The sequence below is a fragment of the Virgibacillus xinjiangensis genome, from assembly GCF_042643145.1.
Classification (GTDB): domain Bacteria; phylum Bacillota; class Bacilli; order Bacillales; family Amphibacillaceae; genus Virgibacillus_O; species Virgibacillus_O xinjiangensis.
The window spans coordinates 15,006-40,079 of record NZ_JBHRSA010000042.1 but is presented as its reverse complement, the minus strand read 5'-3'; the positions used below and the strand labels follow the sequence as shown (position 1 = coordinate 40,079).

Sequence of the window (25,074 nt, the reverse complement as noted above, 5' to 3'; positions counted from 1 at the left end):
CTTCACCATCACTTTTGTTCAGGCTGGGCTTTTTGTACATTCTCCCGCTTGATATTTTTTTGGCTCACTAAACGTGGCCTCGTATTCAGACTCCATAATGGAAGACGGAATACCGTATCTTTTTGATCACCTGGGATCAGCGGCGCCATCGGAGTGAGATAAGGGACTCCGAAAGAACGCAAGCTAGCCAGATGCATGACCATCAACAACAGGCCTAAGATGATGCCGACAAGGCCGAACATGGCAGCCGCAGTCATAAAGGCAAATCGCAGCAATCGGATGGAAACCGATAAATTGTGGCTAGGAAACACGAAACTGCTGATGGCGGTCAAGGAAACGACAATGACCATGGCAGCAGAAACAATCCCGGCTTCCACGGCAGCTTGCCCCAAAACCAAAGCACCCACGATGGAAATAGCCGAGCCCACTGCCCTCGGCATTCTTGTTCCGGCCTCACGCAAAATTTCAAACACCAATTCCATCAACAGTGCTTCCACATAGGCAGGAAACGGGACTCCCTCCCGCTGTGCCGCCAAACTGGTCAACAGCTGGCTGGGAATCATCTCCTGGTGGAACGTGGTGAGGGCAATATATAGCGAAGGTGTCAACAGGGCCAGGAAAAAGCAGACAAAACGCAGAATCCGCAAAAATGTTCCAATGTCGGACCGTTGATAATAGTCCTCGCTGGATTGGAAGAATTGGATGAACAATGCTGGGACCAACAACGCGAATGGCGTGCCATCCACCAGGATCGCCACCCTTCCTTCCAATAGCCCCGCCGCTACACCATCCGGCCTTTCTGTGTTATAAATGGTCGGAAATGGAGAATACGTCTCATCCTGGATATATTCCTCGATGAAGCCACTTTCCAAAATGGCATCGACATCGATATCATTCAGCCGCTTTTTTACCTCCCGGACAATATCCTCATTGACAATGCCATTCACATAACAGATGGAGACATCGGTATGGGACTGTTTGCCGATCACCTTGTTTTCAATCCAGAGGTTCGGGTCCTTGATCCTCCTGCGTATAAGCGAGGTATTGACCCGCAGTGTTTCCGTAAAACTTTCTTTCGGCCCACGGATGACAGTGGTTGACGTGGACTCTTCCACCCCGCGTTTCTCATATCCCTTGGAACCGATGCATAAGGCCTTCGCATAACCATCCAGCAAGATCACCGAATCACCGGCCAACAGGAAATCAAACAGGTATTTATAATCTTCCGCTTCCTCCACTTCACTGTTTGCCAGCGATTGATCCTTGATCACTTGAAAAAAATCATTGGAAGATCCGCTGGACGACTGCTGACCTTGCTGTCCCGCCTTCTGCAGCTTTTTCGACTTTTTCAGCAGTTTATTTTGTTGGCCATCTTGCTGCTGCGCCGGATCAACCGCCTGCTTGCCAGAGGAGCCCGGCTGTTTATTGTCCTTCCCCTCCTCCCCCAGATCTGCAATCCGTACATCGATCATGAGAGTTTCCGTAATGAAGTTTTGGACGAATTTTTTATCCGCCAACCCATCCATGTAAAGCAATGCAGCATTCACGGGGGATTTCGTGCCGACTTTGAACTTCCGTGTCACCAGGTCCGAACTCTTGCCAAGCATGTTTTTGACCGTTGTCACCGTTTCGTCGACATTGGAGGCTAGCGGCTTCGCCAATTGATCGGAATTTTGACCTTGTTGACCGGATTTGTTTGTCGTTTTCGATGTACTATTCGTCTCTTTCTTCATATCCCATAACCCCTACAGACCAAGTTAATGGTATGTTTCCCAAATCAGTGGCAACTATGTAAAAGTTTGGGTATACCTGTCACCAATATCATAGTCTGAACCATGTTGGGCATAGTAAAAGCAACAACCTGAAAGTTGAGAGGACTGAGGATTTATGGAAACCGAACACAATATCCGTCTGACATCACCAGAAATCGCTTCCTTATGGACGACCTATATGAATAACAGTATGTCTTCCTGTATGCTGAAGTATTTCATAGAAAAAACACAGGACACAGACATCCTCCCGATATTGGAGCACGCTTTGGAAATTGCTGAAGAGATAATGGAAGACATTAAAGCCATCTATGAAAAAGAGAACCATGCCATCCCTGTCGCTTTCAATGAGAGTGAGGATGTCAATTTTCAAGCCCCTGCACTCTATTCGGACAGCTTCCATTTAAGGTTTGTCCATAATATGGCAAGGCATGGGATGACTTCGTATGGTGCTTCTTTCGCCGGGTCAACACGTTCGGATGTAAGAGAACTCAACTCTAAGGCGATCGACCTGACAAGGAAGTTATATAATGAATCGTTGCAGGTTTCGTTAGAGAAAGGGCTGTATAGTAGAGCAGCTTCGATCCCGATCCCAGACAAAGTGGAGTTTGTGGAAAAACAAGGCTATTTGACCGGATGGTTCGGTGAAAGACGCCCGATGAACTCGATCGAAATCATGCATTTTTATAATAATATGGAACGGAATGCAGTGGGGAAAGCATTATTGTTAGGGTTTGCCCAAACAAGCAGTTCAAAAGAGGTCAGCAACTATATGGTCAGAGGCGCACACATCGCCAATAAAGTTATAGAGATGTTGGCAGGTATATTGGCGGAAGAGAACTTATCACAGTCACCGACATTGGATTCAGAAGTGCTCCACTCGACCACCCAACCGTTTTCAGATAAATTGATGATGTTCCAGGTATCCATGTTAATTGGCTTGTCCGTGGGCTATTACGGGGTAGCTCTGGGAACCGTTGCCAGGCGTGACTTGGGATCAAAGTTCGTCCGTATTACCATGGAAGCTGTTCAATATGCAGAAGATGGAGCGAACATCATGATCAATCATGGCTGGATGGAAAAACCTCCTGCTTCGATTGATAATATAGAGATAGCTAAGAGGAAGTAGGATGCTGGTGTGGAGCCCGAGTGGCGGGGGCTGTGGCACGAGTTGGGGGTGGCGCTGCGAAATATACTTCGCTTTCCACGGGCGGCTGCTGAGCCTCCGAATGCTATCGCACTTCGGGGTCTCATCTAGGCCTTTCCTTCCGTTGGAGTCTGCGTATATTTCCTCCGCTACTGAAATTGATTTTTTCACCAACCGTTCCTTTCGTTGGTTGACAAAAAGTTAAACAAGGTGAACCCTCAAGATTCAGCTGAGAGTTCACCTTGTTTATAACTGTAAAACAGATGAGGTTTTTCCTCAATAATGCACGGCGTTCCCTGCTCCGCCTGTTACTGAGATGACGTCGCCGGTGATGGATACAGACAAGGGAGACGCGAGGAATGCCACGACGTCTGCGATTTCCTCTGCTTTCACCAACCGTCCGATGGCATTGCCCCTCGCCATTTTTTCCAATTTATCCTCATCGGGGAAACGGTCTTTCGTTGTTTCCGTTTCCGTGATGCCCGGATAGACGGCATTGGCGGTGATTCCGTGCTTGCCCAGTTCATCGGATACAGATTTGGTCAAATGGACGACCGATACATTGCGTGCCCCGGCGCTCATGCTTCCGGCATTCCTGGCTGCCATGCCGCTCACATTGATGATTCGCCCCCACTGTTTATCCTTCATATAGGGACTTGCCGCGCGGATGCAGCGGAAATAGCCCATGAATTTCTCCTCAAAGTCTTTGAGAATCAACTCATCCCGCACATTGTGAAAATCCTCCGGCTCCCTTCCGCTTACGCGCGCTCCATTGTTGATCAGAATATCAATCCCGCCCATCACATTCGCAGCTTCCTCTACCAAATTGGCGATGGAATCAGGGTCCCCCATATCGGCAGTGACTGGATAAATGTTTCTGCCAGTCTCCTTCGCCAGTTCTTCCGCCGTTTCCCTGATCGACTCTTCATTCCGTGAACAAATCGTACAATCCGCCCCTTCCATCGCTAGCGTCCGGGCAATCGCCTTGCCGATCCCCCTGCTTCCTCCGGTGATGAGTGCTCTTTTTCCTTCCAATTGCAAATCCAAATGGAAAACCTCCCTATGTATGCTTATATATAGGTTCAACAGAGGATGCGCATATACCTTTTGGACGGGTGAAATTGTATGGGGCGCTGACCTGTGGCCCGAGTGATGGGGCTGGCGACCGAGTAGAGCGTTCCGGGGCCCGAGTGGCAGGCGCTGACGCCCGAGTTGAGCATGACACGGCCCGAGTGGCGGGGAGCGGCGCCCGAGTGGAGCATGACACGGCCCGAGTGGCAGGTGCTGACGCCCAAGTAGAGCGTGCCGTGGCCCGAGCGACAGCGGCTGACGCCCAAGTGGAGCATGCCGCGGCACGAGCGGGCTGGGGCTCAAGTGGAGCATGCTACGGCCCGAGTAGCAGCGGCTGGGGCCCAAGTGGAACATGCCGCGGCCCGAGTGGCAGGAGCTGACGCCCAAGTAGAGCGTGCCGTGGCCCGAGCGACAGCGGCTGATGGCCCGAGCAAGTGGGCACGTGGCTCTAGTGAGTGCTGCTCCGCAAACTAAAAACAGCTCTCCCGATTCGAGCCGGGAGAGCTGTGCTCAATAAATCTATTAATCCATAATGGCGACGAGTCTTCCTGTGACTTCGTGGCGTTCCAATTTGAGAATGCCTTCCCAAATCTCATCAAATGTGATTTCAGTAATCGTAGGATCTATATCACCAGAAGCCATCAGCTTATACACTTCTGCAATGTCATGGCCATCTCCGCCGACACTGCCTTTCAGTGTCGCAGCTTTCAGGATGAGCGGATCGGTATTGATGGTTGATTCCAGTTTACCCATACCGACCAGAACGACCGTCCCGCCTGGAGCAATGACGTCAATAGCTCCTGAAGTAGTCGTGCCGAACCCGGCATAGTCGACAATCAAATCAGGCGCAATATCCGCCAGTTCCTTCACATCTTCAAACACTTCCTTGACCCCAAGCTCCTTGGCCAGTTCACGGGCTTTCGGACTGACGTCTACCGCATAGACATCGATGCCTTGCACCACCGCTGCACGTGCTGCGATTTGACCAAGACCACCGATACCGATCACACCGACCTTCATACCTGGCTTAGCACCACCAGTTTGGAACATGGCATGGTAAGAAGTCATTCCGGCATCTGTACCGGCAGCTGCCTGGGCAAAAGTGATTCCCTCCGGCATTGGAACCAAATCGACTGCAGGTGCTGAAACCAGGTCTGCATAACCGCCATCATAACCGTAGCCAGGGCCCATGCCAACCTTACTTACCGGGCAGACTCCCACACGGTCGCCTACTTTGTAATCAGTGACACCTGGGCCAACTTCTTTAATGACACCAGCCACTTCATGTCCCATAATAATCGGCGTATGCTCGATGATATTCAGCCATTTCTCATCTCGTAATGCCCCAACGTCCGAGTGGCACAACCCAGCAGCCTTCACTTCTATCAAAACCCGACCCTCCGTTGCCTGTGGATCCGGTTTTTCAACCAGTTTCAAAGGTTCATTTGTTGTTGTGAATTCCCAACCTCTCATGTCCGATCCCTCACTTCTAGTATTTGTTAGTCAAAGATGCTTACACTTCTATTTTAAATTAGTGCTAATTTACTAGTCAATTTTGTCGGTATGGGAAATAAGAATTTTATCACAAATGTGAAAGCATTGTGAAATAGTGAATATATGCGTGATGGAGTGGACAATCCCTGATGACCTGCGCAAAGACAAAAAGGTGGCATATTCCACGTCCGGCTGACATTATTTATTATGTGACCAATAATTCAACAAGCGGGTGAGAACAATGGGTAAACAGCGTGGGCAAGAGGCCCTCACAAAAATCAAGAACTCGAATGTCCGAATGACACCCCAGCGTGTCGCCGTTCTCGAAGCATTGCTGAATTCGAAGAGTCATCCGACAGCCGACCAAATCTATCAACAGGTCGGAAAGCGATTCCCGACGATCAGTCCGGCAACCGTCTACAACAACCTGCATACCCTTTGCGAAAGCGGGCTGGCTCAGGAGTTGACATTCGGCAATCACTCCAGCAGGTATGATGGCGATCCTTCCGAGCACTATCATGTGATTTGCACGGACTGCGGCAGCATCGTCGACCTGCATTACCCCTTGTTAAAAGAGATGGAGGCTTTGGCTGAGCAGACGACCGGCTTTCATATCAGCCACCATTGCCTGGAGATATACGGGGTATGCGCTGAGTGTGAGGCGGAACGGGGGAAAGCCTGAGACCATGAAGGTTTCAGGCTTTTTCTCATCATTTTCACCGCTGATACAAAATCGTCTGCGCGACCCCGATAAAGTACTCCGATTCCACAATGATATGGTTCAGCACCACTTGGGCTGTCTGGTTATTGCGGATCGGTTCGCTATCGGTCATGAGCGAACGGCACAATTCGATAAATGTATCACTCTGCTGCAAACAGAACGTCACCAGCTGCATGATATCCTGGTGGAGCGCCGGGGAGACTTGTCCACCGGTACGGTTCACTGTTTCGATGTACCGGACGACCCGCTGATGAGTCTTCTGGAATTCCCTTTCCCACTCCTTCAGCGCATTCACATAGCGCTGCTCGAGATTCCCGACAAGTTCCCGGATGACAACGGTATGCTCCTCTTCCTGATGCTTCCAAAATTCTGCCTCATCCAGCACACGCAGCGGCATCTGACTGCCATAATAAAATTGCATCCCTTCCACCCTCCATCCTATTTACTCCACTTTCATCTATATGATGGAGGACAGGTTTCAGAACGAAAAAAAGACATTCCCTTGCCGCATGAGAATGTCTTTTACTGATCTACTTTTCAGTCCCATGTATAATCTCTGAAATAATGGTACCAATCTCCATTTTTAAAATAGACTTTGATGCATTTTTCCCGGTTATCCCATTTAATTTTCTTGATTTGGTTGATTTCGTATAACTTCCTTCTTTCCTTTTCTATGCTTTCCAAATGTTTGGGATACGTCTGATCAAACACTCTTTTCTGCAGATCGGTCAATCTGTCATAGCCTTTCATCCTCATTTCCTTGGCTTTCGCATAAATAGTGGAGCGTGGAACACCGGTCATTTTCGTTATATCGTTGACAGTCAATCCATTATCATCACGGTTGAAATGCAGCTTCAGTGCCCATTTAACATCTTTTTCGCTTTTTCCTTTGCGTCCCATGTGTTTCCCTTGTCGCTTCGCACGTTCCCGGCCTTCCTTCGTGCGTTCCATGAGTAAATCCCGTTCAAATTCCACAATATCGCCAAGCATAGGGAACATCTTTTTTCCGGAAGGGGAGGAAAAATCTATTTGTTCTTTAATGAATGCCAAACCGATATCACGTTCTTGCAGACTTTGTGCTATTTCATGCAGCTCAAATGTACTCCTGGCCAGACAGTCGAATTTATATACCACTAATTTATCCCCAGGCCGTACATACTCCAGCGCACGTTCTAATTCTGGCCGGCGCGACTTTTTGATGGTTGTTTTATCCTTGAATATCATATCGCACCCATATTCTTTTAACTTCTCCATTTGGAGCTCCAGGTCTTGTTCGGTTGGACTGATCCTTGCATAGCCGATGGTCTCCACATCTTGCCTCCTGTATCTAAAAGTCTAATATCTTTTGTACATTGTAGTCGAACTCCTGGGCAAAAACAATAATAAATTTATAAACGTTTTGAACGTATAGTGAACCTTCATATAACCCCTTATAGAAAGTTTGACTGTCTATATCTAACGATAAAAAAACCATCCATTTTGAGACAAAATGGATGGTCTACTTATAAATGTAACGATCTCTTCTCTTACGAGGAAACATACACCCCGCGCAGGCCAGGATACAGCTGCAAATACCGTTCATATTTCTCCTCATACAGCCGTACATGCTCTTCCTCTGGCTCATAAACCATGCTATCCTCATTGCTCATGAATTTATCACAAAAATCATGATAACCATCTGCCCAGCCAAGCTTGATGAACGCTGAAGAGGCTGCTCCCAATGCTGCCATATATTCACTTTCTTCCCTGACGCTCAAAGGCCTTCCCAGACAATCAGCGAGGATCTGACACCACGTCCTGCTCTTGGTGCCCCCTCCAATCACCGTTATACTGCCCGTGGTGGATTCGTTTAGTGAATCGACTACTTGCTTGAAGGAAAAACAAATGCCTTCCATGACCGCCCGGGCAAAATCAGCCGGCCCTGTTTTCGGATGGACGCCCCAGAAAGCCCCTTTCGCATCCGGATCGTTCACCGGGCATCTTTCTCCTTGGAGATAGGGCAGGAAAAGCAACCCATTGGCTCCGGCCGGAGAGCTTTCCACCATCTCCTCAAATCCTGCATAGCTGTCCGCCTCTTTTCCGGCAAATGTCTGCATGCCCCACTGGTGGACATTGCCGACATTCAACAGTGGGGCGATGGAGATGACCGCATCCTCCGGGATATGGGCCAGTTGAAAGGCACCCTCCACCTTTGCTTCCTGATCTTCGTTGCCCCGTATCATCGCCGCCCAGCCGGTCGTTCCCATATATACATATGCGTCCCCTCGACTGACGGCACCTGCCCCCATGGTCGATGCACCTGCATCCCCGCTCCCGCACAGCACGGGGGTATTTTCACGAAAACCGCTGACAAGGGAAGCCTCTCTAGAAACTTGACCGGCCACCTCTTCGGCTGAGAGAAGTTCCGGCAGCTTCCGAGCTTCTATTCCCAATGATACTATGTAATCCGTCTCCCACTGGCCAGTCTCCAGGTTCATCATGCCCGTCGTCGAACCGGTCGTCCGATCCGTCACAGCAGTGTTTGCTAGCTTATAAATGATATAGTCTTTTGCACTGAAAACATATTGATCAAACGTTTGATCTAATTCCGGATGATGCCTTTTCATCCATAACAGCTTGGCCACCGGACTGGACGCCCGAACTGTATTCCCCAGCACCTGCTGAATATCCGGGAACTTTTCGTTTATTTCCTCAGCCTCCTCACCGGCCCTTGTATCTGAATATAAAATAGCCCGGTGGGAAGCGTCGGAAATCGGAATCACATCTTCCATCTGGCCGGAGAACGTGATCATCTCTACCTGGCCAGGATCTATCTTCCACTCATTCCACCATCTTGACGTAATCCTAAGCAAACCTTCCCACCAATCCTCCGGCTCCTGCTCTACCGTCCCATCCGCTCCATAATGGGTTTCCAATTCAACAGAAGACGCGCCAGTAAAAGCCGCCTGCTCATCCAACAGCACGCCCTTCATCGATGTCGTCCCAATATCGAATACCGCCACATATCCCACACTTAATCCACCCTTCGCTTATTGAGTTCATACTATGAGTCTACCAAATATAGGAAGCTGGTGTGGGGATAGAGGATGTTGGATGTGGGCACGGCCCGAGCCGCAGGTGCTGGCGACTGAGTGAGCGACTGCACGGCCCGAGTGGCGGGGGCTGGAGCCTGGGTGAGTGACTGCACGGTCCGAGTAGCAGGTGCTGGCGCCTGGGTGAGCGACTGCGCGGCCCGAGTAGCAGGTGCTGGCGCCTGGGTGAGCGACTGCGCGGCCCGAGTGGCAGGGGCTCTCGCCTGAGTGAGCGACTGCGCGGCCCGAGCGGCAGGCGCTCTCGCCCGAGCGGCGGAGGCTGACGCCTGAGTGAGCGACTGCACGGCCCGAGCGGCAGGGGCTTACGACCGCGTCCATCGGGGGAGATAATCAAAAAAAGGGTATGGATTCTCCATAGCCCCCATACCCTTTCCTTTCTATAAAGTTACTTCTTCCAATGTCGGCAGAGCTGTCAGTGAACCGACTTTGGTGCAGACTTCTGCTCCTACCAGGTTGGCGAAGTATACTGTCTCTTGAAGAAAATCGAACGCATCAGCTAAGTTGTTGTCCGTTTTTCCTTCCAACCCGTTGGCCAACTGGTAGAGGATGGCGCCGATGAACGCATCCCCAGCTCCGGTCGAGTCTATGGACTTCACTGGTTTGCTGGGAACGAGCTTCTGTTCACGTCCATTCGATAGGAAAGCTCCCTCTTTCCCCATAGTCACGGTAACAATCCCGGCTCCAAGGCGGTGGAGTGCGCTGATTCCTTTATCTGTATCTTGTTCGCCCGTGATGATGGCCAATTCCTCTTCACTCACCTTTACAAAGTCTGCATAGGAGATGGCTTTTTTAGACCGGTCGATAAACCATTGCTTATTCCCTTTCCACAAATCCGCGCGGTAGTTCGGGTCAAAGGAAACAAATTGCTGTTGATCGTGGGCACGGTGCATCAGCTCAAAATACGTATCCTTCAACTGGCCATCCAACAGGGCGGTGGCCGAACCGAAATGGAGGACAGAAGATTCCAGTAACGTATCAACCGGCAATTCTTCCAGTCGAAGGTTTTGGTCGGCTCCCCGGTTGAATTGAAAGTCCCGTTCCCCATCCGCTTCCAAGGATACGAATGCCATCGTGGTCGGCATGCTTTCATCCTTCCAGACCATGGATGTATCCACATCATACTGTTCCAGAGTCTCAATCAGGAACGTGCCGAACGAGTCATCTCCTACCTTACCCACCATGGATGAACTGCCGCCTAATCTGGCGATCGCTGCCGCTACATTGGCGGGCGCACCTCCAGCCAGCTTTTTGAAATTGCTTCCGTCCTTCAGTTCTACACCTACATCGGTACAGAACATATCGATGAGCAGTTCACCGATGCAGCATACATTTGCTTCATTCACCATGTCATCCCTCCGTCACACTTATAAAAACTTGTCACACTAGTGGGCTCCCTGTCCCTATTCTATTTCTATTTCTTCACGACCACCAATTCATCTTTTCCCGCTGTAACAGCATCTTTTCCCTCGATGGTGATCTCACTCATATCGTCCGTATTGGTTACGATCATAGGAGTAACCGTGCTTTTCGCTTTCTCTCCCACTACTTCAAGGTCAAAGCTGATCAGGCTGTCTCCTTGTTTCACGCGGTCTCCTTCTTCTACATGGGAGATGAATCCCTCTCCATCCAGGCTGACAGTCTCCAGACCAATATGGATAAGAATCTCCGACCCATTCTCAGCCAATATGCCAACTGCATGCTTCGTCGGAAACACTTGGACGATTTTTCCATCAACCGGTGCAACGACTTCTCCGTCCGCCGGTTCCACTGCGATGCCGTCGCCCATCATCTTTTGCGCGAATACCGGGTCAGGAACATCTTCCAAGGCGACCGTCTTTCCGTTTACAGGGGCAGTCAGCGCAATGACTGTTACTTCTTCCTTCTTTTTGAATAGCTTGCCAAACATTGCTTCATCTCCTATCTAAAATTATTGCTGTTCCGCCGATTTTTCCAGCTTCCATTTCCTCGCATTCACCAGCACTCGGCCGCTTTCGGTGGAGAATGCAATCGATCCATCTTCCGGGTCATCAAAAACCCTGGAAGTGAACACCTCTTCCCCGCCATTCACAAAGATTTCCATCGAGGAAGTGTCCTTGAAGATACGGATATCCCGTAATTCTTCCACGATGCACTGCCTGCTTTCCATCGGCCCATTTCCATCTGCTCCATTTCGTTCAAACGTGAAGACATTGGAATCACTGGTATAGTGGATCCGAGTCGTCTTCCCGATTCCAATGGTGAAAGCATCGGCCTGCCAGTCAGCGATTTGCAGTTCCAGTTCCAACACATTCCCTCGGACTCCAGGCAGTTCTACCTTCCCTTCCATTACTACATCCTCGAGATGGACTTCATCTGCACGGAGATGGTGAAGTTCTTCAACCGGCCGTTGCAGCAACCTGCCATCCTGCCACACCAGTTCACGCGGAATCGTCAGCGCATGAATCCACTCATGCTTCACCGTCGGTTGGACCACCTTTTCCTCGGCATTGCCCATCCACCCAAACAGAATTCTTCTGCCTGTCGGATCGACCATAGTCTGTGGGGCGTAAAAATCGAAGCCCCGGTCCAGTTCGACGAAAGGTTTATGATCAAACGATAGATTCTTATAGTCGACCGATCCGGCGAAATAGCCAGATTGATAGATATTTTGAAAAGCGTATCCTTCCGGCGACAGTCCCTGTGGACAGGCAACCAGGATATCTTTACCGCCCAGCTGGAATAGATCAGGGCATTCCCACATGTAACCGAACTCCCCGATTCCCGGATGGCCGCTGCCGATCAAGGGGCCATGGAAACGCCAATTCTCCAGGTCTGCGGAGGTATAGATGACCGCTTCTCCTCGCAGCTCCTCTGTCTGGGCTCCCAGTACCATATACCATCGATCCTCATGATAGAAGACCTTGGGATCACGGAAATGTGCGGTATAACCCTCCGGAACATGAATGACCGGTCCTTTCTTCTCAAAATGGATCCCGTCCTCCGATATGGCCAGACATTGATAGGATTCCCGGTTATCTGCTTCATCCTTTACATTCCCTGTATAGAACACGTACAACTGGTCGTTCCAGACGACCGCACTTCCTGAATAACAGCCGTTCTTGTCATACCATTGATCAGGGGCTAATGCTGGAGGTGCCGACTCCCAATGAACCAGATCATCGGATACATAATGCCCCCAATATTTTGCTCCATGTGCCGTCTCCCATGGATTCCATTGATAGAAAACATGGTACCGCCCGTTGAAATAAACCAAGCCGTTCGGGTCGTTCAAGAGACCGACAGGCGGCATGATATGGTAATGCAGGCGGTATGGATCGCTTTCTACTAGTTCTTGGTGTTTTACTATTCTGTCATAAAGCTCGTCAGTATTTTTTATCATAAATGAAACCCCTAAGCAGGGATGGGCGGTAAAAGCTCCATCCCATTATTTAGTCTCCTTCAATTCTTTATCGGAAAATCCGAACATCCACGTAAGCGCGAACGCTACACCGATGGCAATCACATTAACCAGCAAGTACTGAAGGATTTGTCCGTCCAGGTACAGCAGGGTGCCCGGAATAACAGTGATGGCCATTCCTGTTCCTGCCAATCCCATGATGGACGCGGCGAATCCGCCGACAGCACCACCGATCAAGCCCATGAAAAATGGCTTCACATACCTCAAGTTGACACCGAAAATGGCTGGTTCCGTTATCCCTAAAAAGGCAGATAATGAGGATGGGAATGCCAGAGCTTTCAGTTTAGCTGATTTCGTTTTCATGGCAACAGCCAATGTTGCGCCGCCCTGCGCTGCTGTAGCGGCAGTGATGATCGGGTTGAATGGATTGTTCCCGAAGTTCTCAAGCAGCTGAATTTCCAGCAGGTTGAAAATATGGTGGACACCCGTGATCACAATGACTTGATGGAAAAAGCCAAGCAGCAGACCCGCCAATCCAAATGGCAGACCTAAAACAGCAATCGTCCCCTGCAGGATGAATTCTTCCACCACATGGAAAATAGGACCAATGACAAACAGTGCAGCAACAATCATGATCAGCAATGTCAAGAATGGTGTCAGAATCAAATCCAGTGCTTCTGGCACCCGTTTTCGAATGAATTTTTCCAGCTTCGCCCCGATAATTCCTGCGAAAAAGGCCGGCAAAACGGATCCTTGGTAACCAACGACCGGAATAAATCCGAAGAACATCAGCGGATCAGCACCTTCTGCCACACCCCATGCATTGGGTAAAACCGGGCTGACAAGCATCAGACCGAGTACAATACCAATGATCGGTGTGCCGCCGAACACGCGGAAAGTTGACCAGGCAACCAGTGCAGGCAAGAAAACAAAGGCCGTATCTGTCAAGATTTCCGTGAACAACAGGAAGTTGTTGGAAATGTCAGCCTCTGTCAGGCCGAACAAAGCAAGGATCTGATCCTGCATGACGAGCCCGCGCAGCCCCATGAATAAACCAGTCGCCACCAGGACAGGAATGATTGGAACAAAGACATCTCCCAAGGTACGAATGGCCCGCTGCAATTTATTCCCCTGCTGTGCCGCCTCTTCCTTCTGTTCTTCTTTTGAAACACTGTTCACCTCAAACTTTTCCACTTCCTCATAGACCCTATTAACGGTCCCCGTGCCAAAAATGACCTGGTATTGACCAGAGTTGAAGAAGGCGCCTTTCACCTTATCCAGGTTCTCCACTTTCTCCTTATCTATCTTTTCCTCATCGTAGACGATGAAGCGCATCCGGGTCGCACAGTGGGTGACAGACTTGACGTTCTCCGTACCGCCGACCCCTTCCAGCAAGTCTTTCGCTATCTTCTTATTTTCGGACATGTTTCCTCACTCCCTGTTCTTTCTTATCTTTGTGGTACCGATACCACACACCGTAAAAAGCAACGAATAAGCCCTTACATTTTCGGTATGAGAGGTGGAATCGATCCCATATTATATAAATAAAAACCTGAAATGGATTCCATGGTACCCAAATAAGAGGGTGGAATCGATTTCAGGTTCATCATACACTATTACGAATGATTAGTCTACCATCTAAAATCACCTTTTCTTGGACGTTTTGTGAACGGATGCTGGCCATAATCTGTTTGGCAGCCTCTATTCCTGCCTGCTCATTCTGATAGTCGACGGTCGTCAATGGGGGATCGATATATTGGGACATTTCCGATGCACCGAACCCGGCAACCGCCATCTCATCCGGAATGCTCATCCCCTGCTGCTTCAGGTAACTCATAGCACCGATGGCCAGCCTGTCTGTCACCGCCAACACTGCAGTCGGCCGCTCCCCAATGCTCTCTATCATGCGCTTCATCGCCTCACGTCCAGAGTCGATATCAAAGATGCCCTGTTGCATCCATTCCTTTTCGACCGGTAATTTCCGGCTTTCCATTTCATCCAGGTATCCCCGTTTCCGCTCATGCCCCACAGCACGATCGGTTTCGTCCACGCCGATGAAGCCAATTTTCTCGTGGCCCTCATCAATGAGGAAAGAGGTCAAATCCCGTGCTGCCTGGTAATCATCATAGCTGACATACATCACTTCTTCTGACTCCTGGCCGATCATCACAAATGGAATGTTGATCGCCTTGATCTTCTCCATCAATTCCGGTTCTGTATTCGTTGCAATCAAAATAATTCCATCCACCTGCCGGACTTTCAACAAATCAAGATACTCGAACTCCTTATCCTTATCCAGGTTGGTGTTTGCAAGCAAAATTTGATAACCATGTTTGGCCAGCTCTTTCCCTACCCCTGTCACGATCCGACTGGGTGTTTCCGTCTGGATGGTCGGAAGAATCACGCCGATTACCTTGGTCTTTTTAGTACGCAGAGACTTGGCCTGTTCACTTGGTACATAACCTGTTTCCTCTATGACTTCTTCCACCCGTTTTCTGGCATCTTCACTTACATACCCAGAGTTGTTCAAGACGCGGGAAACCGTCGATCTGGAGACGTTCGCCAGTTTTGCTATATCTTTAATGGTAACCATCTTTGTTCCCCCAATGATTATAGTATCTCTTCCTAAAACACCTTATCTTCTCTTAGTTAAATGCAGTTTTAGCAGCTTGTCAACTAACTGGATCTCTATTTTCTATACCCATGGTGCGTCTGATTTCCTTTCGGGATGACGATTCTGAGCAGAAGACTGCGGACGCTTCTCAACTGTGCCATTTTTGCTGCCATCACAGCCATTTCAGCCCAGGTTGAAATACCCCTGCCGCTCATTCCTGATTCTTTGCACAAACTATTAACTCATCTTCTTATATTGCAGTTGTTTTCGTGGGAGTACCTCAGAATGCAAATGGCCGCACAGTGTCTAATACCATACGGCCATAAGTCTTACTGTTTCCGGTTATACAGATTCCCCTATAGAACAGTCATCCATTAATAAATAGTTGCATTACCTTTTATCAAATGAAGAGAGAAAGCCTGAAAGTCCTACAGATTTATCTTTACAGAGACTTGGAAACCCGAGTTTCTTCTAATCTTACTCTGGAAATCTTCGCCACACTTTTTATTCTTTTGTCACTCGTATACCATCGAAGTAGCTATTCGGATTTCCCCAAGAATATAGAGCTACCGTACCAGTCGAATGGGAATCATCCATAATGGGCCCTCCAAATATATCGATTCCGTCCTTGAATGCCTGGATCTGATTGCCGCTGACCTTTATTTTCCATTCAAAATTGGCGCCTATGGTATATCCTGGATCATCCACTTGTGCCAGTGTAGTCTCCACTCCGTCAACGACTTTGAACAGCTTGATGAAATTCCTCTCCTCATCCAAATCCAGTTTATAGTAGTTATCGGGGTCCTGATAGCGGAACATAAGACCAATTCCGTCATTATCTCCGGAACGTAATGTAGTGGAAAACGTATAATCTTTCCAAGAATTGATTGCCTGAGCCTTATCGTAGTATGCAAAGGTGCCCTTCCGGTTTTCCACAGCAGAAACATCCGGACCATAGATGTTGGAAGACTGTACTAGTTCCCCTCTCACTACTGACCAATCGGATGGTGCGGCAATCGACCCCTCATCCACAACTGACCAGTCTGCCATCAGCCCGCCATCCCCACATTTGAATTTGTTATTCCCACTTTTACAAAAGGATTCTTGCTCCCCATCAAAGTCCTCTTTCAAGAGATATTTGGGAGGTGTAACATCTGAGTCTGGTGTGTCTAGATCGACGTTTGTATACAGAAATTCATTTTGCCAGTCCGTTTTGTACTCATCTAAATAAGGTGAGTAGCTGGTTGCTTTCACCGTCCCTTTTTCTGGGTCGATTTCCAGAAGACGCAGAAAACCGTTTCCTCCATTTTCTTGCATCTGATAGTTAGCCAGCATTTGATAGACCTTATTTCCATAGTCTCCTACAGATACCCGACGACCTTGTCCGTCATTCAACACATGGCCACTGAGCACCATGGAGATATTCGGATGTAGCTTGACGAAGTTCTGCCACATTTCTTCCCCGTCATTAACCCCACCCGGTTCTGAAGCTACACCGTAATTATGTGGATTCCAAGCATGCCCTGAATGATGGCGCGTCTCATCAGAAAACATATAGCTATGCGTTACGACGATTACACGGTGATCGGGGTGAGAGGACACCACCTCGTTCGCCCAATCCAACACAGGATCTCTTGGTCCAAATTCCAGCGATAGTACTAACCAGTCCGTTCCTCCAGCGTGGAACGTATGATAATTATTATCATATTTGTCAGGTTCCGCCGGATAAACACCTCCAAAAGTTTCATTCTCGGAAAAATCGCTGACCGGAAAATTGGTGTTATATAAAGTCGTATCTCGTGTGTTTGCTGAACCGTTCGTCCCCATATCATGATTTCCAGGTAAAACGGTATATGGAACAACACCATCCAAAGTTCGCATCGCGTCAGAAGCAACCTCCCACTGGGGGTTGTTGTTGTTGTTTACGATGTCCCCCACATGAGTGACAAACTTGATATTCTGCTCCTCCCGATTGTCGGCAATCCACTGTGTTTGGGAGCGGAAGATATCCGGATGGTTCATTGCTAAGTTCTGGGTGTCGGGCAGGATAGCAATTTTAAAAGCTGACGAGCTGGCCTCTGCCTTTGCAAAGTTGGACCCTTGAGAAAAAAACAAACTGAAAACCATTATCATAATAAAAACGAATTTAGTTGCTTTCATCTTTACATCCTTCCTTTTAGTCGAGAGAATGGCAAAGACTATAAAACTCACGCACCCTGGGCGGGAAAATAACGCCTTTTCAAGCGAGTCGAAAACACTTCTAAAAGAATGGCGATTGCTAGAATTGCATAGGTGATGAATCCTACTTCACTTAAATCGAAATAAAATCCTGATGCCATGAAGAGTTCGAATCCAATGCCGCCCGCACCTGCTGCAGCACCCATTGCTACTGCTACCGAAAAGTTGATTTCAAACCGCAAGAATGTCCATGACAGTAAATATGTAAAAGTGGATGGAAGTACAGCATGTGTAACTATATGCCACCATTTGGAACCCGTGGCCCGTAATGCTTCAATAATCCCAGTGTCGACTTCTTCAAAAGCCTCAGAGAATGCCTTTACCAAGTAGGCAACGGAATGGAACAACATGCCAAGTATTGCCGCTTCACTTCCCAAGCCTGCTGCAATCGCAAAGATCAACACCCATAATATGGTTGGAACCGCCCGGATCAAAGCTACCATTACCCGTATCGTCTTGGAGATCCATCCTTTCGATAAATTGGTTGCCGCCAGCAAAGACAGAAAAAATGCAATAACTGCTCCGAACCCGGTCGATAAAACAGCTAGACCGAGTGTAATACCCACTTGATATAAAGCTTCACCCCAGCCAAAATGACTCAACCCAGGTTCAAAAAACATGACCTTCAAATTATAAGCCGTTTCTGTTATGGGTTGATCAAGTTCAGCCCGGTGTAGTCAAAAAATCCAAAGGACATGATGGTTAAAACAACCAGCAGAATAATCGTCCACCGCATCGTATGTTCCGCTTTGCTTCCTGATTTGATGTTGATTCGACCATTGCTTCTTCTTTTTATGTACGTTCTTGTTGGTACTACTTCCATTACAGAACCACCTTCCTGATATGGTTTGAGATAAGTTCTATAATAATGACTGCAATAACTACTCAATAAAGGAACACTTATTGCCATAAAAGAGATGACCACCAGTTCTATACCAGAGGCCATCCCTTTTTCTTTCTATTAATGAATCCCATAATCTTCAGCAAAAACCATTTCACTATCAACAACTATGTCTTTTTCGTTTTCATCCAGGCTGAACACCCGGGCACCACGCAACCGGTTATTCTCCTCTCCACCAAGTCCGTAAGCTCCAAACCCTGCACTTCCTGCATAGCCGAGCTTTATTCCATAATAATCACCCATGTATGTGTTGATATGATCATGGCCAGAGAAGACACCTTCCACGTCCCCTCTTTCCAGCATGGCTGCAAAAAGTCCGCTGTTAAATGGTCCAGTACATACACATTCGTTCTTCTCTCCTGAAATCTGATGTTTATCTACAGCTCTTTCATGACTTTCTTCCGTTCCTTGATAAGGACTCGCATACCACATGTATTCAAATTCCGGCAGTGGAATGTGCATGAACGCGAGTGAAGGTACTTTTTGCCCAGTGGTCTGCTCCAACTTTTCCGAGGTTTCCACATACCATTGCACTTGATCTTCACGAATCCAGTCCCACGTCTGGTATCCTTCAAAATCCTGGTTGGCAATTTCCTCTGGTGCATACCTTCCGCTATCAAACAACCAAACGTTAAATGCCGCCCTGTTATTCTGTGAATTCTTGATTACCAAATTGGCATTTCCAGTTCCAGTGATATCCTTCCCTTCTGGTTTATTGACATTATGCTCATAGGACATATAAATTTCCAACAGATCTTCTTCATCCAGTCCTGTCTTATCGGTATGATCTTCATCATGGTTACCAAATGTCACCGCCCATTTTACACCCCGCTCTTCCATAGGCTGGGCGATATTATCTATGGCTTGCTTTACTTCTTCGGTAGTTTCCATATCACCGTTTGTCATGTCGCCATTAAGTATCGCTAAATCAGGTTCCTTATCATCAAGGACAGTTTCCATCAATTCAACCGTACGAGGGTCAATATCCTCATCATCTTGCATATCGTTGAACTGTACGATTTTGTACTTTCCATCGGAATTAAACTGAAGCTTTTCATTTTCATTGGTTTTCCCCTGAACTGTTGAGTTGGGATTGTTACCAACAATAAGAACAGTAGCGATCATGATGGTACAGATAATTGCTGCTATAGATGTGGATGTTGCTGATTTAGGCATTGATAGGTATCCTCCTTGAACTTGACCTTAATTTCTCATCTGTTTCATTGTAGTGTTGTATGCTTTTTTTCCTGGTTCTACTTATTACCTATAATAAGTATAGGGGCCATCCAGCAGAATTTCGGTGGTAATCGGCAGATGGTCGGACGCCAATGTATCAATGACACGGCTGTTCTGTACCCCTAGATCCTCCGAAGTGAAAATGTAATCAATTCTCTTGGTCGGATTTGCTGCTGAGTAGGTATAGGCATCGTCCTGCCCACTGAAAGCATCTTTATAATGCGCATACATTGGCACCATTTCATCGCTTTCTGGAATAGCGTTCAAATCCCCCATGATTACTTGTGGGCCTTTTGACTGTTCAGCAATATCCACAACCTCTTGGATTTGGAGCTCACGTTCTTCAGGGGTCAAAGCCAAGTGCGTATTGAATACATGAACATGGTTGCCCTTCACATTAATAACTGCTTCCAGCAACCCTCGTTGTTCCGTATTTCCCAGTCTTGTAAGAGGATAGTTTTCGGAAGTCAATATAGGATATTTGCTCAATATAGCTGTCCCGTATTGCCTCCGTGGTTCTCCTTCCTCCGCGGGCTCAACATCCAAATTGGCTGCATATGTATAAAACATGTCAAGACGATCTGCTAATAATTTTGCCTGATCTTTGAAATCACTTCGAGCAGACCAGTGATGATCGACTTCCTGCAAACCGATGATATCGGCATCAGCATCCTCAATCACCTCTGCAATCCTCTCCAAATCCAGCCTATTATCTTCGCCTACAGCATGGTGCATATTGTAAGACATGACCTTTACCTTCTCCGTAGTACCCCTTGAATGATCAGCCTTTTGAGCACCAACCGCATGCGAACCCAAAAAAACCATAGCAATCAGCACAGATAGTAATAGATAGATACGTTTCATTTCCTCACTCCTTTCCTAGACTCTATTTCATAGTGTAATAGAAGTTTGTTTAAAGGATGTTGATGGATTGTAAACAGTAAATTAATTATGATCAGTTATTTTTTAAGTTTCTTAAATCAAGTTAAACATTCGGTTAACTAAATGGATGGCTGCAATTCATCAGCTATACTGAAAGAGACTTACCACTACATCTTGTCAGGGACAAAGGAAAGGGGAAATCTATCATGTTTCGTATGAGAAGAAGCAAACGCCTATGGAGTAAGTTGAAGGAGGGCAGTGCTGCTATTTTACTTGCAATGGTACTTGCTGCCCTTATACCGGGCGGGTCTGTATTGGCTAATAGTGGAGAAAAACCTAAAATTGAGTTCGGACTGGTACCAGATGCACAATATTGTGATTGTGAAGTGAACGGCACACGATATTACCGGGATTCGGTGGACAAGTTGATGGAGGCAGCCCAGACGTTCAATGAGCAAGATATTGATTTCACTGTTCAAACCGGGGACCTGATCGATCGGAATCTCTCCAGTTTTTCAACCATGCTGCCAATTTACAATATGATCGAGGCTCCGAAATATCATGTGCTTGGAAATCACGACTTCCCTGTCACAACGGACGAAGTTGTAGATTTGCTGGATATGCCCAATCAGTATTACGACTTCAAATACAAGAACTGGCGTTTTGTCGTACTTGATACCAATGACCTTAGCCTATACGCAAATCCAGAGGGCTCTGAAAAGTACAAGCAGGCTGAAGCTATGTATGATTCCCTGGTCGAAGACGGAGCGGTTAATGCCCAAACTTGGAACGGCGGTCTGGGCAATGAGCAATTATCATGGTTGCGGGAAGTCCTTAGTAAAGCAGCCAAAACGAATGAAAAAGTAGTAGTAATTGGACATAAGCCGGTTTATCCAGAAAATAATCATAATGTATGGAATGATGAAGAGGTCGTTGAAGCATTGGAAGCTTCGGGAAATGTAGTTGCCTACTTCAATGGACATAATCATGCTGGCAACTATGCCATGAAGAACGGCATTCACTATGTAACACTGCAAGGAATGGTAGAGACCAAGGACACCAACTCCTATTCCATTGTCCAAGTTTATAAGGATCGTTTAGAAATAGATGGCTATGGCAGAGAGGCAGACCGCGTGTTAAATATTGAAGATTAAAGGGATAATATAAGAAGGACACCATCCAATAGGATGAGTGTCCTTTTTCCGTTATTGCATGGTATTACAGTGGACCCATTTCTATTAAAGGTCCTCTTCTTGCTCAATATGAGGTTTATTTCCAATTGGAAATGGGTATAGGAATTTGGATAGTTATTATATAAGGGAGTGTTAGTTTCTATGGACCATCAGAATTCCCCTTTGTTAAAGAAAGGAAAACATGGAGAGCGATTACAGTTAACCTGTAGATTAACCATAGGAAACACGATTACCAGTCCAAAAACGATAAGAGAAATACTTGGTTTAAAATTACATGAAGAGGTAGGCATTAGTTTCAGAAGCCACTCCAGGAAGATGTATATCCAAAAGCTAGATCATGACAACACAGCAGATAATCGAATGATCATGGATAGCAGAGGAGGTATACGGATCCCGACAGAAATCCAACGATTCCTAAGATTGAAGAAAGGCGATAAGTTTTCCCTTTATATCATAAACAGTGAAAAAATAATGTTGAAAAAACAATAACTACATAATCACCCACAAAAAATTACAGTAACATATCCAATAAAGCCGAGAGGTGTCTCGGCTTGGGATTTCATACTATATATGATCCAATAAGTTTATTGAAAGGAATCCTTTTCAGAATCATATTCCTTCCTGGAGAGCATATCGTTGCATTCTGCTTGTAAATAATCGAGGTCAGCTTCCAACTTCACCATCTTGTCCTCTAATTCATCCAAATAGAAATCCAAATCTTTGATGACTCTTTCCATTGCCCCCAACTCGCTCTCCTTGAATTAATAACTGAACTATAAATTGTTTTTCTTGTTCAAATGGGAAGGATTTACGTGATAACCGCCCTGCTCCTATATTCCACTTCATGCGAGGGTGAAATCTTCCCTTTTCAATAATACCCTATTATTCATCCTATTAAACTAACTTTTGTGGTTCATGCAATTTCCAAACACATATTATAAATATATAAATAAGCTCCAAGTCTAATCACAATTTTTTCCGATTATTCCCCCCCCCAAACCATACCTTCGGATACCTTGTTTACGAAAGAGCCTTTAAGAGGCAGTAAATAAAAAAACCTCAGGGCTGGTACCCTGAGGCATCGTATGGATAGAGGTTTTCATGTTCCGGTTTTGAACAGGAAATTCATGTCATAGTATCTCCACATGAAGAAAAAGTATACATTCGAAAAGACTACGGAGAATTAACAATTAAAATAATTATCCACAAAAAAATAGCGACTGCCCACCCCAGCAGTCGCTTTCCACTTACTTCTTCTCCGCTCGATTCTCCATCTTCTTCATCAGAAGATCGGCCCCTTCTTCACTCAACCAGATATCCCCTACCTGGAAATTATCATCCGAGACTTTGCCTGTGACGACGCATGCCTTGTTCGGGGTGAATTTGCGGATAGCTATATAGTTATCTTCCAATAGGAATTCAACTGGATCTCTATTTTCTATACCCATGGTACGTCTGATTTCCTTCGGTATGACGATTCTGCCCAAATCGTCGACATTTCTCGTAACTCCTGTCGATCGTAACATACTAGTTAGTCTCCTTTTAAACCTGATATATATCCTCTCACCTACATAGTACGTAATTAATGGGTAGTTTGTTGGGATATTTTGGGCATATATTGGTTTCCAATTTATTCCACCTAGTTTTCTAGTGAAAAGACCGTCATCTATATTTCTATTCCACTTCTCTGTGGCTTTCAGTAATGATAGATTTACCCCGTTTATTTTTATAAATCTCTGATAACTAGGGTAAATAGTTGCAATAAAAAGATGAGCACACGCGAATGAGACAACCAAATATCTGCATAGGGTTAACTGAGGTGAAGGTGATGACAACTAAGAGTATGCTACTATGCCCTAGAGATATTATTACCTATTATCACGATGAAATTAGGAACGAAGAGCGAGCAAAAAGGATTGTCCAGGCAGAAAAGGCCCGAAAGAGTGGAAAAGTTCGACTAGCTGTTGAGGAAGTAGCAAAGGGTGAATATATATTAATTGAGAGATTCGAGTATTATTCAGCACTCTTGAAGACACAACCTGATGTACGAGTACCATGTTTTGTCTATCCAGGTACAAGTGATGTAGAACGACTTATTCACATTCTTAAAATAAGTATCCCTTTGAAAGGAACTAGCTGGCTATTTAAGAATGAACATGTCATGAAACTAATACAGAATCACGGTTTATTGGAAAGAGATATTGCTAAAAAAACATATTACAAAACGGCAATCATTAAATATTATATACTCGACACTCGTATCCCCCAGAACATTAGAGAAAGAGCACTTCAAATGAAAGCAAAGACAGTGCTTGAAGAGATTGCTAGATCAACAGTTATACCTGAAGAAGTTAAAATGATCCTATATAGTAATGCTATTATTGAGCAAGGCAATGACTTCAGATTAACAGGGAAAAAACTTGATTATATGAAGGAATTTTGTTCAGTATGTTTTTTTCCGGATACATTATTAAAAAACACATCCGATTTGGATTTGGAAAGGCTCATCAACTACCTGATATCGAAAAACTTTGAGATTAAAGAGCATATGACAAGTTTATTAGACTCATTTTTAAGCCATGACGAAACTTCTTATAGAAGCACTCAAGAAGAGTACGTAGAGATAATACATTAGTGATGGATTTTTTCATCACATCATTCTTCATTCATTTATCCTCTATCTTCTGTGTAGTGCTAACACCCACTTCCTCTCTGTTATAATCCAGTTGTTATTTTGTTAAGGGCAAACGAAAGAAAATTGAATAAGGTATCCAGGAGATCACTAAATGATTGGACAAACAAATCAGTCATTGCATTGGGGAGGAGTAAAATTAATAATAAGAGAAATATGGAGAGTATTATTTTTTCCTTTTGAGAAGATGTTCTATAGGTAAGTCTCCTTGGCATTTTCACTCTTTCATCAGTAAATGGCTTGTATAAGGGCACTCCTGAAACAGAAAATAGATCGCCGATTATATGAAACAAATACCCTAATGATAATCCGATACCAAAAAAGTTTGGGGCGATTAAGCAACTGACTATAGAGAAAATCAACCATGCAAAAAGAGAATGGGTGATTCCTCGGTGCCCATATGTACGCTTGATAACTGAGGCGACTCCAAATGACCTTCTTCCTATAAATGACTGGGGCTCATCAATGTCAGGAAGCAGACTACCAATCATAATTCCTATCACATACCCAAAAGTAAATGGAACCGCTGATACTATAGTCACCCCAGTTCCTGTTGCTAACGATGTTATAAGGTGAGTGTCATAGCGCATATTCCATAACTCCCTTTACTGTTTATAAAACTTTATG

General features: G+C 46.2%; 21 protein-coding genes and 2 pseudogenes. 5 read left to right on the top strand and 18 right to left on the bottom strand.

Annotated elements, in window-relative coordinates; all coding sequences use genetic code 11:
- Positions 1-8 precede the first annotated feature (8 nt).
- Positions 9-1,733 carry a spore germination protein gene (locus ACFOGI_RS10770; RefSeq protein ID WP_390272250.1) on the bottom strand — a complete coding sequence of 575 codons (1,725 nt, stop codon included), beginning with the start codon at positions 1,731-1,733 and terminating at the stop codon, positions 9-11.
- Positions 1,734-1,887: 154 nt separating this feature from the next.
- On the opposite strand from ACFOGI_RS10770, the gene ACFOGI_RS10765 reads away from it, so the two are divergent.
- Positions 1,888-2,898: a DUF3231 family protein gene (locus ACFOGI_RS10765; protein WP_390272248.1), complete on the top strand. Its 1,011-nt coding sequence runs from the start codon at positions 1,888-1,890 to the stop codon at positions 2,896-2,898.
- Positions 2,899-3,192: 294 nt separating this feature from the next.
- Here ACFOGI_RS10765 and ACFOGI_RS10760 read toward each other — a convergent pair whose 3' ends face one another.
- Positions 3,193-3,963, bottom strand: coding sequence for an SDR family NAD(P)-dependent oxidoreductase (locus ACFOGI_RS10760; RefSeq protein WP_390272247.1), 771 nt, complete (start codon positions 3,961-3,963; stop codon positions 3,193-3,195).
- Between the two features lie 327 nt (positions 3,964-4,290).
- On the opposite strand from ACFOGI_RS10760, the gene ACFOGI_RS10755 reads away from it, so the two are divergent.
- Positions 4,291-4,461 (top strand): hypothetical protein, encoded by a 171-nt coding sequence (locus ACFOGI_RS10755; protein ID WP_390272245.1) that lies wholly within the window; start codon positions 4,291-4,293, stop codon positions 4,459-4,461.
- 48 nt (positions 4,462-4,509) lie between these two features.
- Here the strand turns inward: ACFOGI_RS10755 and ACFOGI_RS10750 are convergent, their stop codons facing one another.
- Complete coding sequence (locus ACFOGI_RS10750) at positions 4,510-5,460, bottom strand: zinc-binding dehydrogenase (RefSeq protein ID WP_390272243.1); 951 nt, start codon at positions 5,458-5,460, stop codon at positions 4,510-4,512.
- Between the two features lie 262 nt (positions 5,461-5,722).
- Here ACFOGI_RS10750 and ACFOGI_RS10745 point away from each other — a divergent pair, with 262 nt between their 5' ends.
- Positions 5,723-6,163 carry a Fur family transcriptional regulator gene (locus tag ACFOGI_RS10745; RefSeq protein WP_390272241.1) on the top strand — a complete coding sequence of 147 codons (441 nt, stop codon included), beginning with the start codon at positions 5,723-5,725 and terminating at the stop codon, positions 6,161-6,163.
- A gap of 34 nt (positions 6,164-6,197) precedes the next feature.
- Here the strand turns inward: ACFOGI_RS10745 and ACFOGI_RS10740 are convergent, their stop codons facing one another.
- From ACFOGI_RS10740 to ACFOGI_RS10685, 12 genes and pseudogenes are all read right to left on the bottom strand, one after another.
- The gene (locus ACFOGI_RS10740; protein ID WP_390272239.1) at positions 6,198-6,623 is read right to left on the bottom strand and encodes a DUF2935 domain-containing protein; all 426 of its coding nucleotides are present in this window, start codon (positions 6,621-6,623) and stop codon (positions 6,198-6,200) included.
- A 329-nt stretch (positions 6,624-6,952) separates the two neighbouring features.
- Positions 6,953-7,513, bottom strand: a pseudogene (locus ACFOGI_RS10735) (recombinase family protein); the annotation flags it as partial.
- A gap of 215 nt (positions 7,514-7,728) precedes the next feature.
- Complete coding sequence (locus tag ACFOGI_RS10730) at positions 7,729-9,213, bottom strand: xylulokinase (protein ID WP_390272237.1); 1,485 nt, start codon at positions 9,211-9,213, stop codon at positions 7,729-7,731.
- A 458-nt stretch (positions 9,214-9,671) separates the two neighbouring features.
- A complete protein-coding gene (locus tag ACFOGI_RS10725) occupies positions 9,672-10,637 on the bottom strand; it encodes a carbohydrate kinase family protein (RefSeq protein ID WP_390272354.1) in 966 nt (321 codons plus the stop codon).
- A gap of 68 nt (positions 10,638-10,705) precedes the next feature.
- Positions 10,706-11,200: a PTS sugar transporter subunit IIA gene (locus ACFOGI_RS10720; protein WP_390272235.1), complete on the bottom strand. Its 495-nt coding sequence runs from the start codon at positions 11,198-11,200 to the stop codon at positions 10,706-10,708.
- A 21-nt stretch (positions 11,201-11,221) separates the two neighbouring features.
- The gene (locus tag ACFOGI_RS10715) at positions 11,222-12,673 is read right to left on the bottom strand and encodes a glycoside hydrolase family 32 protein (protein WP_390272233.1); all 1,452 of its coding nucleotides are present in this window, start codon (positions 12,671-12,673) and stop codon (positions 11,222-11,224) included.
- Between the two features lie 45 nt (positions 12,674-12,718).
- Positions 12,719-14,116: a sucrose-specific PTS transporter subunit IIBC gene (locus ACFOGI_RS10710; protein WP_390272231.1), complete on the bottom strand. Its 1,398-nt coding sequence runs from the start codon at positions 14,114-14,116 to the stop codon at positions 12,719-12,721.
- 181 nt (positions 14,117-14,297) lie between these two features.
- Complete coding sequence (locus ACFOGI_RS10705) at positions 14,298-15,284, bottom strand: LacI family DNA-binding transcriptional regulator (RefSeq protein WP_390272229.1); 987 nt, start codon at positions 15,282-15,284, stop codon at positions 14,298-14,300.
- Positions 15,285-15,809: 525 nt separating this feature from the next.
- A complete protein-coding gene (locus ACFOGI_RS10700; RefSeq protein ID WP_390272227.1) occupies positions 15,810-17,465 on the bottom strand; it encodes a metallophosphoesterase in 1,656 nt (551 codons plus the stop codon).
- A gap of 47 nt (positions 17,466-17,512) precedes the next feature.
- Positions 17,513-18,366 (bottom strand): annotated as a pseudogene (locus ACFOGI_RS10695) (ABC transporter permease subunit).
- Positions 18,367-18,504: 138 nt separating this feature from the next.
- Positions 18,505-19,620 carry a metallophosphoesterase family protein gene (locus tag ACFOGI_RS10690; protein WP_390272225.1) on the bottom strand — a complete coding sequence of 372 codons (1,116 nt, stop codon included), beginning with the start codon at positions 19,618-19,620 and terminating at the stop codon, positions 18,505-18,507.
- 84 nt (positions 19,621-19,704) lie between these two features.
- Positions 19,705-20,544 carry an endonuclease/exonuclease/phosphatase family protein gene (locus tag ACFOGI_RS10685; protein ID WP_390272223.1) on the bottom strand — a complete coding sequence of 280 codons (840 nt, stop codon included), beginning with the start codon at positions 20,542-20,544 and terminating at the stop codon, positions 19,705-19,707.
- A 224-nt stretch (positions 20,545-20,768) separates the two neighbouring features.
- On the opposite strand from ACFOGI_RS10685, the gene ACFOGI_RS10680 reads away from it, so the two are divergent.
- A complete protein-coding gene (locus ACFOGI_RS10680) occupies positions 20,769-21,716 on the top strand; it encodes a metallophosphoesterase (RefSeq protein ID WP_390272221.1) in 948 nt (315 codons plus the stop codon).
- 623 nt (positions 21,717-22,339) lie between these two features.
- On the opposite strand, the gene ACFOGI_RS10675 is transcribed toward ACFOGI_RS10680, so the two are convergent.
- Positions 22,340-22,492, bottom strand: coding sequence for a hypothetical protein (locus ACFOGI_RS10675; protein WP_390272219.1), 153 nt, complete (start codon positions 22,490-22,492; stop codon positions 22,340-22,342).
- Between the two features lie 510 nt (positions 22,493-23,002).
- Positions 23,003-23,281, bottom strand: coding sequence for an AbrB/MazE/SpoVT family DNA-binding domain-containing protein (locus tag ACFOGI_RS10670; RefSeq protein ID WP_390272217.1), 279 nt, complete (start codon positions 23,279-23,281; stop codon positions 23,003-23,005).
- 257 nt (positions 23,282-23,538) lie between these two features.
- Here ACFOGI_RS10670 and ACFOGI_RS10665 point away from each other — a divergent pair, with 257 nt between their 5' ends.
- Positions 23,539-24,390 (top strand): hypothetical protein, encoded by an 852-nt coding sequence (locus ACFOGI_RS10665; RefSeq protein ID WP_390272215.1) that lies wholly within the window; start codon positions 23,539-23,541, stop codon positions 24,388-24,390.
- Positions 24,391-24,470: 80 nt separating this feature from the next.
- Here the strand turns inward: ACFOGI_RS10665 and ACFOGI_RS10660 are convergent, their stop codons facing one another.
- On the bottom strand, positions 24,471-25,037 hold the full coding sequence (locus ACFOGI_RS10660) for a metal-dependent hydrolase (protein WP_390272213.1): 567 nt from the start codon (positions 25,035-25,037) through the stop codon (positions 24,471-24,473).
- Between the last annotated feature and the right edge of the window lie 37 nt (positions 25,038-25,074).

What these genes read in the sequence shown, in the direction of transcription:
- ACFOGI_RS10690 (WP_390272225.1), bottom strand. Translation starts at nt 19,620, where the DNA reads ATGCCTAAATCAGCAACATCCACATCTATAGCAGCAATTATCTGTACC.
- ACFOGI_RS10670 (WP_390272217.1), bottom strand. Translation starts at nt 23,281, where the DNA reads ATGTTACGATCGACAGGAGTTACGAGAAATGTCGACGATTTGGGCAGA.
- ACFOGI_RS10710 (WP_390272231.1), bottom strand. Translation starts at nt 14,116, where the DNA reads ATGTCCGAAAATAAGAAGATAGCGAAAGACTTGCTGGAAGGGGTCGGC.
- ACFOGI_RS10680 (WP_390272221.1), top strand. Translation starts at nt 20,769, where the DNA reads ATGTTTCGTATGAGAAGAAGCAAACGCCTATGGAGTAAGTTGAAGGAG.
- ACFOGI_RS10660 (WP_390272213.1), bottom strand. Translation starts at nt 25,037, where the DNA reads ATGCGCTATGACACTCACCTTATAACATCGTTAGCAACAGGAACTGGG.
- ACFOGI_RS10770 (WP_390272250.1), bottom strand. Translation starts at nt 1,733, where the DNA reads ATGAAGAAAGAGACGAATAGTACATCGAAAACGACAAACAAATCCGGT.
- ACFOGI_RS10745 (WP_390272241.1), top strand. Translation starts at nt 5,723, where the DNA reads ATGGGTAAACAGCGTGGGCAAGAGGCCCTCACAAAAATCAAGAACTCG.
- ACFOGI_RS10675 (WP_390272219.1), bottom strand. Translation starts at nt 22,492, where the DNA reads ATGGAAAGAGTCATCAAAGATTTGGATTTCTATTTGGATGAATTAGAG.
- ACFOGI_RS10705 (WP_390272229.1), bottom strand. Translation starts at nt 15,284, where the DNA reads ATGGTTACCATTAAAGATATAGCAAAACTGGCGAACGTCTCCAGATCG.
- ACFOGI_RS10765 (WP_390272248.1), top strand. Translation starts at nt 1,888, where the DNA reads ATGGAAACCGAACACAATATCCGTCTGACATCACCAGAAATCGCTTCC.
- ACFOGI_RS10685 (WP_390272223.1), bottom strand. Translation starts at nt 20,544, where the DNA reads ATGAAACGTATCTATCTATTACTATCTGTGCTGATTGCTATGGTTTTT.
- ACFOGI_RS10665 (WP_390272215.1), top strand. Translation starts at nt 23,539, where the DNA reads ATGAGACAACCAAATATCTGCATAGGGTTAACTGAGGTGAAGGTGATG.
- ACFOGI_RS10700 (WP_390272227.1), bottom strand. Translation starts at nt 17,465, where the DNA reads ATGAAAGCAACTAAATTCGTTTTTATTATGATAATGGTTTTCAGTTTG.
- ACFOGI_RS10720 (WP_390272235.1), bottom strand. Translation starts at nt 11,200, where the DNA reads ATGTTTGGCAAGCTATTCAAAAAGAAGGAAGAAGTAACAGTCATTGCG.
- ACFOGI_RS10740 (WP_390272239.1), bottom strand. Translation starts at nt 6,623, where the DNA reads ATGCAATTTTATTATGGCAGTCAGATGCCGCTGCGTGTGCTGGATGAG.
- ACFOGI_RS10750 (WP_390272243.1), bottom strand. Translation starts at nt 5,460, where the DNA reads ATGAGAGGTTGGGAATTCACAACAACAAATGAACCTTTGAAACTGGTT.
- ACFOGI_RS10715 (WP_390272233.1), bottom strand. Translation starts at nt 12,673, where the DNA reads ATGATAAAAAATACTGACGAGCTTTATGACAGAATAGTAAAACACCAA.